Origin of the sequence: Prevotella sp. oral taxon 475 (assembly GCF_018127805.1) — a bacterium.
Classification (GTDB): Bacteria; Bacteroidota; Bacteroidia; order Bacteroidales; family Bacteroidaceae; genus Prevotella.
Genome location: NZ_CP072334.1, coordinates 182325 through 195721 on the forward strand (window position 1 = coordinate 182325; position 13397 = coordinate 195721).

The following is a 13397-nucleotide window of genomic DNA, read 5'->3' on the forward strand; positions in this document are numbered from 1 at the left end:
GTGTGTAAGCCTACAGTTTGAGATATAATTCGATGCCGTAGCCGAAGGTTCCGGTGTTTCTTTGGCTCAATGTTGCCGTCTGATCGCTACGCAGGAAAGGCTCGTAGAACATGAGATTGTTGACAAAGAGCGAGAGTCCGCCCAGCTTTCCCAGTTCTTTGGTAAGCCTACCCATCAGGTTCCACGTGATAGGCGAAGTCGCAGGCTGATTGTCGGAGGTCTTGACGCTAAGATCGGAAATTTTAATGGCATCGCCACTGGCGGGTTTCGTGTCGTGATACGTGCCATCAAGAGCAATGTATCCGCCGGCCATCGAGGGCGTAATTTCGTGGCGAACGAGGTCGGTGGTGATCCAACCGATGGGTTCGCGGTCGGCTGTAAAGGAATAACTGTAGTTGTGCCAGATAACTTGCGCTGAGAACGAAGCCACTAATCGCAGGGCAGGAATAGCCGTAACGATGCGCAGGGTGTTGAGGAAACGGCGGTAACGACTGAAGTCTTTGCCCGAGGGATAAATCACCTTGAAGGGCGAAAAACCGTAGATGGTGTAGGAGGAGGGCAGAAGAGCCGGGCGAGGAGAGGCAGAATTGAGATCGGTCGACCAGGATTTGCTCTCCGTATAGGCTCCACTCAGTTCCAAAGTCGTGTTGAGTGCGGAGATTCGACCCAGGTCGAGACTGAACTCAACGCCCCGATTGAGCGACGAAAGAGTGTTGCCCACCTTGCCCGTGGTGGTCATCACGGTGAAGGTTTGTGCAGGATGAGCAGGGTCGAGCATCGTAGCTGCACCGGGAGAGAGGATCAGTCCGCTTCCCGGAGCATAGTAATTGTAGCGGTAGGCGGTGTATTCCGTCACGGGACCAAAGCCGTTGGGCGTGCGATCTTGATAGGCCAGAAGACTAAGTTGCCGCTGATGAGGTAGACGGAAGTCGAGCCCCAGCTCCACCTTGGTTGTCGTAGCGTTCTTCATCTCGGTAGATCGCTTCACGTCATACACCTGCGTATGATACACCAACAGCTGTGCAGCGGGGTCGCTGGGGGGCATATAGTTGGCCGAAACGCGGTCGTCGTATTTCTTATCGGGATAAAGATAAGCCAAGCTCGGCGTCTTAGCGTTGAGTCCGAAACCGCCGCGCAGGTCGAGCCAGGGTGTCAATGAGAACGAAATATTCAGCCGTGGCGAGAGCGAAGTGGTAGCGATGGCGGAGAATGGCTGTTGAGAAGTGAATCGCAAGCCCAACTGAACACGCAGCCGATGCACCTGATTGAGGTTCCAATTGAAGTGGTCTTCCCCGTAGAGAGAGAGCTGATGCAGCGCGGGAATATCGGAGAAGGCTCTCGGCTGTCCGTTCGAATTGGGCGCATAAGGCAGACTTTCGTCGGCGTTGTAATAGCCTCTGCCGCTGTTCCAGTCGCAGTGATACTCGGCCCCCAGCTTGAAACTCTGTCGTGTCGGCCCGGCTTTCAGATAAAAAGCATCGCCCACTTTGGCGTAGAAACTTCCCGGTCGGCTCTCGGTGATGCCCGTGGCCAGATACGAAGAGGTTTTCCACGGCACGCTGAAATAGCCCGTCTCACGAGCCGTGATGAGAGGAATCAGTCCCGAGGCATTGCCGCGATAGGTCGTGTTTCGTGTGTCAAGACGGTTCAGACTCAGGCCCACGGTGTAGGAAAGGGTGCGGACCAAAAGGCGGTTGAGCGAGAGCCGGCCGTTGTGGGTCAAGCCGAACGTAAAGTTCCGACTATCGTTTGATGTGCCGTCGTCCACGGCATCGGGGTCATTACCCGACCAGTCGCGCATTCGCATATAGCGAAGCTTCGTCTCCGTGTGCCACTCCCGAGTGATGTCCAAGCCATAACCCACGCCGAAAGTGTAACGATTGTACGAGCGAGTCTTCATCTGCGGGTCGCCCCAAGCCTTGGCATAATCGGCGTTGAGATTGACGATGCCTGCACGTCCCAAGGCAAATCCCTTGCCCAAAGAGTAGTTCTGCAACTCGGGATTCATCTTAGCGCGGACCATCCAGGGCGTTACACCCGTCTTCGAATGCACCACAACGAGCCCCGAAGTCAGGTCGCCATACTCGGCAGAGGGGATTCCACGAATTACCTCCACCTGCTCGATGTTGTCGGCCGAGACCTGTCTGAGGTCTGTTCCCACGGCTGCCGTGGAAGAATATCCTCCTTGTGTCACCTCTCCGTTGTTCGAGATGGGAACGCCGTCTACGATGATGCTCGAACCAAAAGCACTCGTGCTGTTATACGACAAACTGCGCAACTGCAACGGCGTGCGCACCGTGAGGTCGGCATTCCCATCAACTGCCCCGGCACCAACTGCATCACATCTGCCAAACTCGTGGCTTGGAGATGGTCGATGGCCTGCCGACCGATGATAGAAGCTGTGGAAGCGCCCGCCACGTTCTGCTTGGCCGTCACCACCACTTCCTTCAATGCCAACGACGTGGGCGTGAGTTGTAGCCGCAGGTCGAGGTCTTTCGTCACCAGCACCTGCGTCTTGAGTTCCTCGAAACCCACATAAGTGGTCTGCAACGTGTAGCTTCCCGCCGGCACGTTCGCGATGGTTGCCTTTCCGTCTGCATTCGTGGTGGCATACGCTCCCAGCGGTTGCAGTAGGCAATTGCCCATCACGATGGCCTCGTTGCTGCCTTTTTCTACCAGCGTGATGTGCACGCTGTATCGCCCTTTGCTGTCGCTTTTCTGGGCATCGATGCCCAAAACAAACGTCAGCGACAGTAGGAGAGCGATAAAAAGTCTTCTCTTCATCATCTGAAAAATACTACTTATCGGTGTTTGGTGCTCGTTCGGGAGTCGTCTCCATTTGGCTCCGCATCATCCGTTCTGCCACAAGTCGGCGGGCCTTTCTCGATGCTCTGTGGGAGGCCATCCGGCAAAGCCTATTCCATTCTCTTAGCTTTTGACTTGCATTTTCTTAGCTTTTGGCCTGCCATCTCTTAGCTTTTGACTTGCGTTTTCTTAGCTTTTGCCGCACCGGCATATCACTTTACGCCAACAGCCGACGATCACGCTGTTGATGATTTCGAACTTGCACTGATCTTGTTATCTTGAATACGGTGGCAAAGGTAAAGAAAAAGGCCCTCTCGGGCAATACCTATTAGTGGGTAAAGTGGTCGTCCGGGGTGTTCCATCACTGCACGCGTTGCAAAAGAAAGGCCTGCAACGCTTCTCTCGAACTGCTTTCTATGATCAGCGAATTCGGGAGATGTTGGAACGTTTACGGGCTTGTTGATGATCCCGAACGGGCGTATCGAATCAAGTTAGAAGGAAAGTGTTTCTAACTGAATGCCTCTTCCGTGAGAATACTCTCTAATTCTTCGGCCGAGAGGCGCAGACGAAATTTTCCGCCGATGGAAACCGAAATATTACCCGTCTCTTCCGAAACAATCACCGCCACAGCGTCGCTGCTCTGCGAAATGCCCATGGCTGCACGGTGACGGAGCCCCAACGAACGGGGAATGTCTTGATTGTGCGACACGGGAAGGATGCACCCCGCTGCCTTGATGCGCTTCTTCGAGATGACCATCGCTCCATCATGTAGGGGGGAATTTTTAAAAAAGATGTTCTCGATGAGCCGCTGATTGATTTTGGCATCAATCAAGTCGCCCGTGTCTACAATGTCATCGAGCGGTGCTCCGCGTTCGATGACGATGAGGGCACCCACCTTTCCGCGCGCCATCGCCATGCAGGCCATCACAATTGGGATGATAGTCTCTTTGTCTTCCTTGGCTTTGTTGTCGCCCGTATAGAAAAATCGCATGATGCCCCGCATCCTTTGGTGAGCTCCAAGGGTGTAAAGAAACTTGCGAATCTCTTCCTGAAAGAGGATGATCAGCGTCACAACACCTACGCTTACCAGCTTGTCGAGAATGCCACCAAGCAGCCGCATCTCGAAAACCTGACTCACTAAGAGCCATATCAACACAAAGAACATGATGCCGATGAAGATGTTCAGCGAGCGAGACTCTTTCATCAGGCGATAGAGATAGTAGAGCATCAGTGCCACAAGCACGATGTCGATGATGTCTTTTATACCGAAATCGAAAAACATATGTTCTTTTATCTGTTATCCTTATCCTTTGATTCGCAATGCATTTCTTCTCTCTTCTTTTCTCCTTCTGCCCTCATCTTGCCCACCAACTCGACCGTCTCTACCGCTTCTTTTACGTCGTGTACACGCAGAATCGAGGCTCCTTTCATCAGAGAAATCGTGTGGACAACGGTTGTTCCGTTAAGGGCCGTCGTGGCATCTCCGCCCGTTTGTTTGTAAATCATCGACTTACGCGATACGCCTACCAGAATGGGTAGCCCCAGGACGGTGAGCTTTTCAGCCTCGGACAGGAGCTGATAGTTCTGCTCTAAGGTCTTTCCGAATCCGTAACCGGGGTCGATGATGATGTCTTTCACACCGAGTTCGTGTAGCTGTTGCACTTCTTTGGCAAAACCGATGAGCATTTTTCGCAGTGTGGGTTGTACCGACATGAGGATGTAAGGCACACCTAAACGGGCCACCATGCGAAACATCGTCGGGTAATCGCCTGTCTCCTCTTCCAGCGGAACATTGGCAATGCCTGTGATTCCGCCTTCGGATACATCGTTGATGAGGTCTGCTCCAAATTCTTCTACGCTCATTCGGGCCACTTCCGGACGAAAGGTGTCCACCGAGACAAGTGTCTCCGGCTGTTCGCGCCGCACTGTTTTCAAGGCCAGCCGCAACCGTTCCATCTCCTCTTCCTGGGACACTTGCACGCCACCAGGCCGCGTAGAGAAGGCTCCTATGTCGATGATTCGCCCGCCTTCTTCCACGATTTGGTTCGCCCGACGTGCCACTTCGGCTTCTGTCTGCACCCTGCTACCGATGTAAAACGAGTCGGGCGTGGCGTTGAGAATCCCCATGACAAGAGGAAAATCGGCAGCATCTGCCAATTTTCCTCTAAAAGATAATGTGGGAAACACGTTCATTCTTACTTGCCGAAGAGCTCATCCAACAAGGTGTAGAAGGCTGGATCTTCGCCCACCACCGTCTTTACGATTTTTCCATCGGGACCTATTACAATCTTGGTGGGGAAACCTTGAATGGCATATTCGCTCAGAACTTTGCTTTCTTTTGTGTTGTAGACGTGTAGCCAAGGCAGTTCGTGCTTCTTAACGGCCTCTTTCCACTTTTCAAGAGGGTCGTTGCAGTCGATGCCAAGAATCTCAAACTTGCCCTTGTATTTGGCATAATACTCTTTCATCTTCGGGAAACCCTTGATGCACCAGCCGCACCATGAGCCCCAAAAGTCGAGAACCACGTATTTGCCACGTAGACTCGACAAGCTCAGCGGCTGTCCATTCAGGTCGTTGAGCGTAAAGTTGGGAGCCTCTACACCTGCTGCTTGCATCTTGGCCGCCCGTTCTTCCGACTCTTTTTTCTCGCGAAGCTGATTGAGTCGTACCTCATAATAGGGTTTCATTCGCCCTTCTCTCACTGCCGGAGCGAGCAGTTTTACGGCTGCTTCCATCTCTTCCAGGTCGTGCAGTTGGGCAATTGTGTAGACGTTGGCTTCGTAGCCGGGATGTTTCTTGATAAAGTCGATACTGGCATTCGTTACCTTTGCTTTCAGAATGGGGCTTTTTTCTTCATACTCTTTCATCAAAACCTCCTGGCTTTCGCCCTTTTCCATGCGGGTGTTGAGTGAGCGAATAAAATCGTCCAGTTCTTTCTGTGCACTCTCTACGGCCAGGTCTATTTCGCGAAACTCTTTGTAGAATTTCGACCCTGTGATAGTAAACGACTCGTTGGCATCGCCATTCAACTCCATCGTTTCGTTGGGAACGGCGATGAAAGTGAGGTATTTGCCTTTCGCTCCACGAACGACATCGGGCGAAACAAACTCTACATCCGATACCTTATTTATTTTAAGGCTGAAGCTGAACTTACCGTCTTTCAGCAGAACGGTGTCTTTTCGGGTTCCCGCCTCTCCCGGAGTGTGAATAAAGACGAGGGCCGAATCGCCAAAATTCTTGAGCGTTCCTTTTACTTGCAGCACACCGTTGGCTGCTTTTACTTCGCCCGTTCCCAAGAGAGCAACGGTTGTCAAGAGTGTAAGAAATGTTTTTTTCATCGTTTTTGGATAGGGTATTTGTTATGGATGATTCTACAAAAATACATCAAGAAAACTGTTTCCGCTGCATTTTCTCCGTTTTATTGTGTTAATTTAATGGAAAGTCTGTCTCTGTTGCTTGAGTGATCGTGTTTCCTTGGAGGAACAAACAAAAAGCCCCATTCCGCAAAAGAATGGGGCTTATGATAGGAGTTATCCGTTGGGATTACAACTTCGGACCGGCAGCAACCAGTGCCTTACCTGCTTCATTGCCTTCATATTTCTTGAAGTTCTTGATGAAGCGGGCAGCCAAGTCTTTGGCTTTCTCGTCCCACTGAGCAGCATCTGCATACGTATCGCGAGGATCGAGGATGTTGGTAGCAACGCCTTCGAGCACAGTAGGTATCTCAAAGTTGAAGATCGGCAAGGTTTTGGTGGGAGCCTGGTTGATTGCACCACTCAGAATGCCGTCGATGATACCGCGTGTATCCTTGATGGAGATACGTTTGCCCGTTCCATTCCAGCCGGTATTCACGAGATAAGCCTTCGCTCCGTTCTTTTCCATCTTCTTCACCAGTTCTTCTGCATACTTAGTGGGGTGAAGTTCGAGGAAAGCTTGTCCGAAACAAGCCGAGAAAGTGGGTGTAGGTTCGGTGATACCACGCTCTGTTCCGGCCAACTTAGCAGTGAAACCGGAGAGGAAGTAGTATTTGGTTTGCTCGGGAGTAAGGATCGATACGGGAGGAAGAACGCCGAATGCGTCTGCACTCAGGAAGATGACCTGTTTTGCAGCGGGACCTGCCGAGATGGGTTTCACGATGTTCTTGATGTGGTTGATGGGGTAAGAAACACGTGTGTTCTCGGTGGTGCTACCGTCGGTGAAGTCGATTTTGCCATTGGCATCTACAGTAACGTTCTCCAGAAGAGCGTCGCGTGTGATGGCACCATAGATGTCGGGCTCGCTCTCTTTGTCGAGATTGATCACCTTTGCATAGCATCCGCCTTCGAAATTGAACACGCCATTGTCGTCCCATCCATGCTCGTCGTCGCCGATCAACAGACGTTTCGGGTCGGTAGAGAGGGTTGTCTTACCCGTGCCCGAGAGGCCGAAGAAGATCGCAGTGTTCTTTCCTTCGAGGTCGGTATTGGCCGAACAGTGCATCGAAGCGATACCCTTGAGGGGCAGATAGTAGTTCATCATGGAGAACATACCCTTCTTCATCTCGCCGCCATACCAGGTATTGAGAATCACCTGCTCTTTGGTTGTTACGTTGAACACCACGGCAGTCTCAGAGTTCAGGCCCAATTCCTTGTAGTTTTCCACCTTAGCTTTCGACGCATTGTAGACAATGAAGTCGGGCTCTTGGTCGAGTTCTTCCTGGTTAATGGGCTTAATGAACATGTTGGTTACGAAATGTGCCTGCCAAGCCACTTCCACAATGAAGCGGATTTTCATGCGGGTGTCTTTGTTGGCACCGCAGAAACCGTCTACCACAAACAAGCGTTTGTTAGAGAGTTCGGCCTTAGCCAGTTTGTTAACAGCCAGCCAAGCCTCTTTGCTAGCCCGGTGGTTGTCGTTCTTATATTCGTCGGATGTCCACCAAACGGTGTCGTGCGAGTTCTCATCGTCAACGATAAATTTGTCTTTAGGCGAACGTCCGGTATAGATACCCGTCATTACGTTCACGGCACCCAGCTCTGTGAGCTGACCTTTTTCAAAACCTTCGAGACCGGATTTGGTCTCTTCTTCGAACAGCACCTCGTAAGAGGGGTTGTAAACCACTTCTGTTGTCCCTGTAATACCATACTTTTCGAGTATGGACTTATCAAACTTTGCCATTATAAATGTATTTAAGTGTGAAACTTTATCCATTGCATAAGCACACTTCTGTATGCCGCGCAAAGTTAGCAAAATCGCAAAAAACACACAAGTTTGCATCAAGAAAAAAGGCTTTCGGCTTCTCTTTTTAGGTTAAAGAATATGAAAAACAAACCTCGCTGCGGCTTTTGCAATTTACACTTTGCAAAAATAAGGCCGGAAATATCTACTTTTGCACTCAAAACAACCTATTTATTCCCTACCTCAACAATGAAGATCATCAATTTCAGCGAGCAAAATTCGATTATCAATCAGTATCTGGCCGAGATTCGCGACGTGGAATATCAGAAGAACAGACTCCTTTTTCGCAACAACATTCTACGCATTGGCGAGATGGAAGCATACGAGATCAGCAAGACGCTCGACTATGCTTCGAAGTCTATTTCCACTCCCTTGGGTACGGCAGAGGTGGCTGTTCCTACCGATAAAATCGTGCTTGCAACGATATTCCGTGCCGGATTGCCTTTCCACAACGGTTTTCTCAACATCTTCGATCATGCCGGCAACGCTTTCGTTTCTGCTTATCGAGAGTACATCGACGAGCAACACACCAAGGTGGGCATCCATGTGGAGTATTTGGCAACCCCGAATCTTGAAGGAAAAAACCTCATTATCGCCGACCCGATGTTGGCAACGGGCGGCTCGATGGAGTTGGGTTACAAGGCTCTTCTCACCAAAGGAACACCCAAACAGGTGCATGTGGCCTGCGTGATTGCCTCGCCCGAGGGTATCGAACATATCCAAAAGACTTTCCCTCACGACCGAACCACCATTTGGTGCGCCGCTATCGACCCGGGACTCAACGAGCATCAATATATCGTTCCGGGGTTCGGCGATGCCGGAGACCTCTGTTACGGCGAGAAGCTATAACCGGTTCCGACACCCCCTAACGCCTCTTTCTCTTTTCCGAGGGTGGGAAACAGACTGTCACACGCCTGCTAATGGTCGACTCGACTGTCTGTTTCTCATCCTCCTTTTCTTTCTTTTCCCGCTGTCCGGAAAGTGCATTTTCCTCTCTTTCCCTCACTGTCAACCCCTCCTCACTTCTCTCCTTACTTCTTACTCTTTTCCTCTTTACATCTTCCTCGTTCTTCTCTTACTCCTTACTACTCCCCTCCTTCCTCCTCAAAAGCTAAGCTTTTACCTTCCATTTTCTTAGCTTTCGCCATGCGTTTTCTTAGCTTTTGCACGTCGTTTTCTTAGCTTTTGAAAAACAGCCTTAGTTGATCGACTTCGCGACATCCTGCATTCGGGCCACTTTCCTTTCCAAATAAGCTTTGAAGTCGGGACTACCCAACACGCAGATGTCATCGTAGAGCCCCAAAACAAAGCGACCGATGCCCACAAAACTGGCTACCTCCATCTCGAGAAGCCAGACATCGGGCCTCTCTGTGGGCGTAATAAAAGGCTCGGAAAGGGGAAACTCCTCTATCATCAGGTTGCGTGCGAGTTGTCCCAGGTGCATCTTCACCGGGAAACGCTCTTCTCCGATGAACATAAAGATGTCGGTATAGACGGCTTTGTGGTGCTGTTCGTGCGTCCAATCGGCGTCGCATATCTCTACGGAGGCGGCTCTTGTGGTTTTAAAAGTTTTGTTGGTGTGGGTCTTCAACTCGTAACAGCGCACGTCCCAACTACCGTTGAGAAAGAGAAAGGGCTCCACCAAACGGTCGGACACGGTGTGACTGCTGGGCGAAGAATAGGCTTTCAGCACCACCACCTTATGCCTCTCGATGGCCTCTTGCAAGAGGGCAGCATTGCGCTCGGCCTGTTTGCGTTGCCCAACGTGGGTCTTCGTGTCGAGGCTGAAGAAGCGTTCGAGCTTCGACTGGATGTTGCGGGTGAGGTAATCGGGGTGAGGCACACTGTCGAGCAGTCGGTAGACGTAGGCGGCTTCCGGCTCGGTGAGGGCGATGTTTTCGTGCAGTCGTTTAAAGAAAGGAGATTTGCGGTCGAGCCGATACTTCGTTCCGGTTTTCATAAGTTGAAAACCCAGTCGTTTCAAGTTCTCGAAATCGTTGTAGATTTGGCGTCGACTCACGCCCAATCGCTCGGCCAGCTCGCTCGTAGAGTAGTCTTTGTTCTCGGTCAGGAGTAGGAGTAGTTGATGTTTCATACGTTCTTTTGATCTGTGGGCAGACAGCTGCCGAGGGGGCTGCAGCAGTTGGCCAACGGCCCCTTGCAGGCCTTTTACCAAGGAGAAAGACCGTGGCGATGGGGCCGTTACTTGCGAAGAAGCTGAAATGTTTTGCGATGAAAGGGGCAGATGCCATGCTTCTCGATGGCCTCGCGGTGCTTTTTGGTGGGATAGCCCTTATTGGTTTTCCAGTCGTAAACGGGATATTCCTCAGCCAGTCGGTCGATGTAGTCGTCGCGATAGGTCTTGGCCAGGATGCTGGCCGCTGCGATAGAGAGAAACTTTCCGTCGCCTTTCACCACCGTTGTATAGGGCAAATCGTGATAGGGTTGAAAGCGATTGCCGTCTACAATCACCGCTTCGGGGCGCACATGCAGTGCGTCTAAGGCGCGATGCATGGCCAGGATGCTGGCGTTGAGAATGTTGATTTGGTCGATTTCCTCGGCCGTGGCCACCCCAACAGCCCATGCCACGGCGTCGCGTTCGATCTCTTGGCGAAGTAGATACCGCTGTTTGGCGGAGAGTTTCTTCGAGTCGTTGAGCAAAGGATGACTGTAGTCGGCAGGCAGAATCACAGCCGCGGCATATACATCGCCGGCCAAACAGCCTCTGCCGGCTTCGTCGCAGCCGGCTTCTATGAGGTTGTCGTAAAAATGATTTTGAAGCATGCGTCTCTCTAAAACATGGTTTCTACGCGGCGTATGCCCTCTACGAGAGCGTCCACCTCTTCGCGGGTATTATACAATCCGAAAGAGGCACGCACGGTTCCTGAGACTTTCAGGCGCGTCATCAGCGGTTGAGCGCAATGGTGTCCCGTGCGAACGGCGATGCCAAGACGGTCTAACAGCGTGCCCATATCCAGGTGATGGATGTCGCGAAGCAGAAAACTCACTACGGCATCTTTGTGCTCGGCCTCGCCGAAGAGTCTCATTCCGTCGATGGCTTTCAGCTGTTGGGTGCAATAGTTGGTGAGTTCCTGCTCGTGCCTTTCGATGTTGTTCATCCCCAAACGGGTGAGATAATCGAGAGCCTTTGCCAAGCCATGGGTGGCGATATAGTCGGGGGTTCCGGCCTCGAATTTGAAAGGCAAGGCGGCAAACGTGGTTTTCTCGAAGGCCACCGTCTCAATCATCTCGCCCCCACCTTGGTAAGGTGGCAAGCGATCGAGCCACTCTTCCTTGCCATAAAGCACGCCAACGCCCGTCGGTCCGTAGGTTTTGTGGCCGCTGAAGGTGAAGAAATCGCAGTCTAACGCCTGCATATCCACCTGGAAATGCGGAGCACTCTGCGCCCCATCTACCAGCACCGGCACGCCATGACTGTGTGCCCGACGAACGATCTCGGCAATCGGGTTCACCGTTCCCAAGACATTGCTCACGTGAGCGATGCTGATCAGTCGGGTGCGAGGGGTAAACAGTGCATCCATCTCTTCGAGAAGCAATTCTCCGCGGTCGTTGATGGGAATCACTTTCAGGGCGATTCCGCGGCGTGCGGCTTGCAACTGCCACGGCACAATGTTGCTATGGTGTTCCATTTCCGAGACGATCACCTCGTCGCCGGGCTGCATCAAGGCCTCGCAAAACGAGGATGCAATGAGGTTGATGCCCTCGGTGGTGCCGCGGGTAAAGACGATTTCGTTTGTGGAACGGGCGTTGATGAAAGCCCGAACGGTCTCTCTGGCGGCCTCATGTAGGTCGGTTGCCTGTTGAGAAAGATAGTGCACGCCGCGGTGCACATTGGCATTGACGTTGAGATACTCGTCTCTCATCGCGTCGAGAACGCAAAGCGGCTTCTGCGTAGTGGCTCCATTATCGAGATAGACCAAGGGTCGGCCGTACACTTGGCGAGAGAGAATGGGGAAATCGGCCCGTATGAAAGAGAGGTTATACATCGGATGGGTGTTGGTTGAGTTGATGTTTGCAGCCCTCACACTTGTCGAACTCGCCCCGAAAGCGTTTTTCCACGAGATGATGGAGCCTGTCTCGCAGCGGAGCCAGGTTCATTTGGTCGATCACTTCGTTGATAAAGGCAAACTCAAGCAGCAGCTTGGCTTCCTTTTGGCTGATGCCTCGCTGTCGCATATAGAACAAAGCAGCATCGTTGAGTTGTCCTACGGTAGACCCGTGGGCACATTTCACATCGTCGGCATAGATTTCCAGCATCGGCTGTGTATACATACGGGCCTGCTTGGTGGCACAAATATTCTGGTTGCGCATCTGCGAATCGGTGTGCTGCGCATCCTTTCTGACGAGCACAAGCCCAGCGAATGCACCCACAGCCTCATCGTCGAGCACGTATTTATAGAGTTCATGGCTCTGACAGTTGGGCACAGCGTGGTCGATGACGGTGTGATTGTCCACGTGCTGCTTCTTATCGGCGATGACACAACCCGACAAACGACACTCGGCACCTTCTCCGCGGAACACCTGGAACGTGTTGTTGCGGGTGATGCCGTTGTGCAATGTGATGACATTATGGTTGACCCTGCTGCCGGCCTCTTGCTCGATGTAGACGTTGCTCAGGCGAACATTCTTTTCGTGGGTCTCTTCCATGCAGTAGAGATCCAAGCGAGCGTTGTCTCCTACATAGGCTTCAATGACTTGTGTGGTCAGGAAGTGACGGTCGTCTAAGGTGTGATCGCAGAAGAGAAACTGCACTTCAGCCTGCGGTTCGACCACGATGAGCACGCGACGGTTCACCATCAGGTCGACATCGGCCCGCAGAAGGTTGATCACCTGTATGGTCTTGTCCACCTTCACACCTTTGGGCACATAGACGAAGAGCCCATCTTGTGCCAGCATCGTGTTGAAAGCGGTCACGGCATCGCCGTCTGTGGCGGCGATACGGGCGTAATATCGACCGACGAGCTCGGGCTTTTCACTTGCTGCCTTGTGCAAAGAGCCCACCCAAACGCCCTCGGGGAGTTTGTGTTTGGGCAGATGTCGCGTGTCGAAAGCATCGTTCACCATGATGTAGTTGGCGGTGCTGAGGTTGGGAACGTCGCAACAGAATACCTCGTTGGCATTCATCGGGATGGGTAGGCGATTGATGTTCAGTCCGTAATCGGGCTGAAAAAGCTTGTCGATGTCCGTGTATTTGTATCTCTCGCACTTACGGGAAGGGAATCCCAAGTGGCGGAAATCCTCGAGCGAGCGGTCGCGAACGGCATTCATCACCTCTGTAGAATGACTGAAGATAGCCTCTCTGTTGCGCTCGTAAAGGTCTATATATTGCTTTTCACTGCTCATGTCTTCTCTGC

At 52.0% G+C, this 13397-nt stretch carries 11 protein-coding genes; 1 reads left to right on the top strand and 10 read right to left on the bottom strand.

Features of this window, described 5'->3' with window-relative positions; translation table 11 throughout:
- Positions 1 to 10 precede the first annotated feature (10 nt).
- The 6 genes from J5A66_RS00700 to pckA all read right to left on the bottom strand — a co-directional run bounded on the left by J5A66_RS00700 (position 11) and on the right by pckA (position 7962).
- Complete coding sequence (locus J5A66_RS00700; protein WP_249109985.1) at positions 11 to 2296, bottom strand: TonB-dependent siderophore receptor; 2286 nt, start codon at positions 2294 to 2296, stop codon at positions 11 to 13.
- The gene (locus J5A66_RS10140) at positions 2224 to 2787 is read right to left on the bottom strand and encodes a carboxypeptidase-like regulatory domain-containing protein (RefSeq protein WP_249109987.1); all 564 of its coding nucleotides are present in this window, start codon (positions 2785 to 2787) and stop codon (positions 2224 to 2226) included. The genes J5A66_RS00700 and J5A66_RS10140 overlap by 73 nt, the downstream gene beginning before the upstream one ends.
- A gap of 526 nt (positions 2788 to 3313) precedes the next feature.
- Entirely contained in the window at positions 3314 to 4087 is a 774-nt protein-coding gene (cdaA, locus tag J5A66_RS00705; protein ID WP_211790586.1) for a diadenylate cyclase CdaA, read from the bottom strand.
- Positions 4088 to 4095: 8 nt separating this feature from the next.
- Positions 4096 to 4998 (bottom strand): dihydropteroate synthase, encoded by a 903-nt coding sequence (folP, locus tag J5A66_RS00710; RefSeq protein WP_211790587.1) that lies wholly within the window; start codon positions 4996 to 4998, stop codon positions 4096 to 4098.
- Between the two features lie 2 nt (positions 4999 to 5000).
- The gene (locus J5A66_RS00715) at positions 5001 to 6143 is read right to left on the bottom strand and encodes a redoxin domain-containing protein (RefSeq protein ID WP_211790588.1); all 1143 of its coding nucleotides are present in this window, start codon (positions 6141 to 6143) and stop codon (positions 5001 to 5003) included.
- A gap of 205 nt (positions 6144 to 6348) precedes the next feature.
- Entirely contained in the window at positions 6349 to 7962 is a 1614-nt protein-coding gene (pckA, locus tag J5A66_RS00720) for a phosphoenolpyruvate carboxykinase (ATP) (RefSeq protein ID WP_211790589.1), read from the bottom strand.
- A gap of 249 nt (positions 7963 to 8211) precedes the next feature.
- Between pckA and upp the strand changes: the two genes are divergently transcribed.
- Positions 8212 to 8871 carry a uracil phosphoribosyltransferase gene (upp, locus tag J5A66_RS00725; RefSeq protein ID WP_211790590.1) on the top strand — a complete coding sequence of 220 codons (660 nt, stop codon included), beginning with the start codon at positions 8212 to 8214 and terminating at the stop codon, positions 8869 to 8871.
- 349 nt (positions 8872 to 9220) lie between these two features.
- Here upp and J5A66_RS00730 read toward each other — a convergent pair whose 3' ends face one another.
- The 4 genes from J5A66_RS00730 to sufD form a co-directional block, all read right to left on the bottom strand.
- Entirely contained in the window at positions 9221 to 10117 is an 897-nt protein-coding gene (locus J5A66_RS00730) for a YafY family protein (protein ID WP_211790591.1), read from the bottom strand.
- 107 nt (positions 10118 to 10224) lie between these two features.
- Positions 10225 to 10806 carry a ribonuclease HII gene (locus tag J5A66_RS00735; protein WP_211790592.1) on the bottom strand — a complete coding sequence of 194 codons (582 nt, stop codon included), beginning with the start codon at positions 10804 to 10806 and terminating at the stop codon, positions 10225 to 10227.
- 8 nt (positions 10807 to 10814) lie between these two features.
- Positions 10815 to 12029, bottom strand: a complete 1215-nt coding sequence (locus tag J5A66_RS00740; RefSeq protein WP_211790593.1) for an aminotransferase class V-fold PLP-dependent enzyme — start codon at positions 12027 to 12029, stop codon at positions 10815 to 10817.
- Complete coding sequence (gene sufD, locus J5A66_RS00745; RefSeq protein ID WP_211790594.1) at positions 12022 to 13386, bottom strand: Fe-S cluster assembly protein SufD; 1365 nt, start codon at positions 13384 to 13386, stop codon at positions 12022 to 12024. The genes J5A66_RS00740 and sufD overlap by 8 nt, the downstream gene beginning before the upstream one ends.
- Positions 13387 to 13397 lie beyond the last annotated feature (11 nt).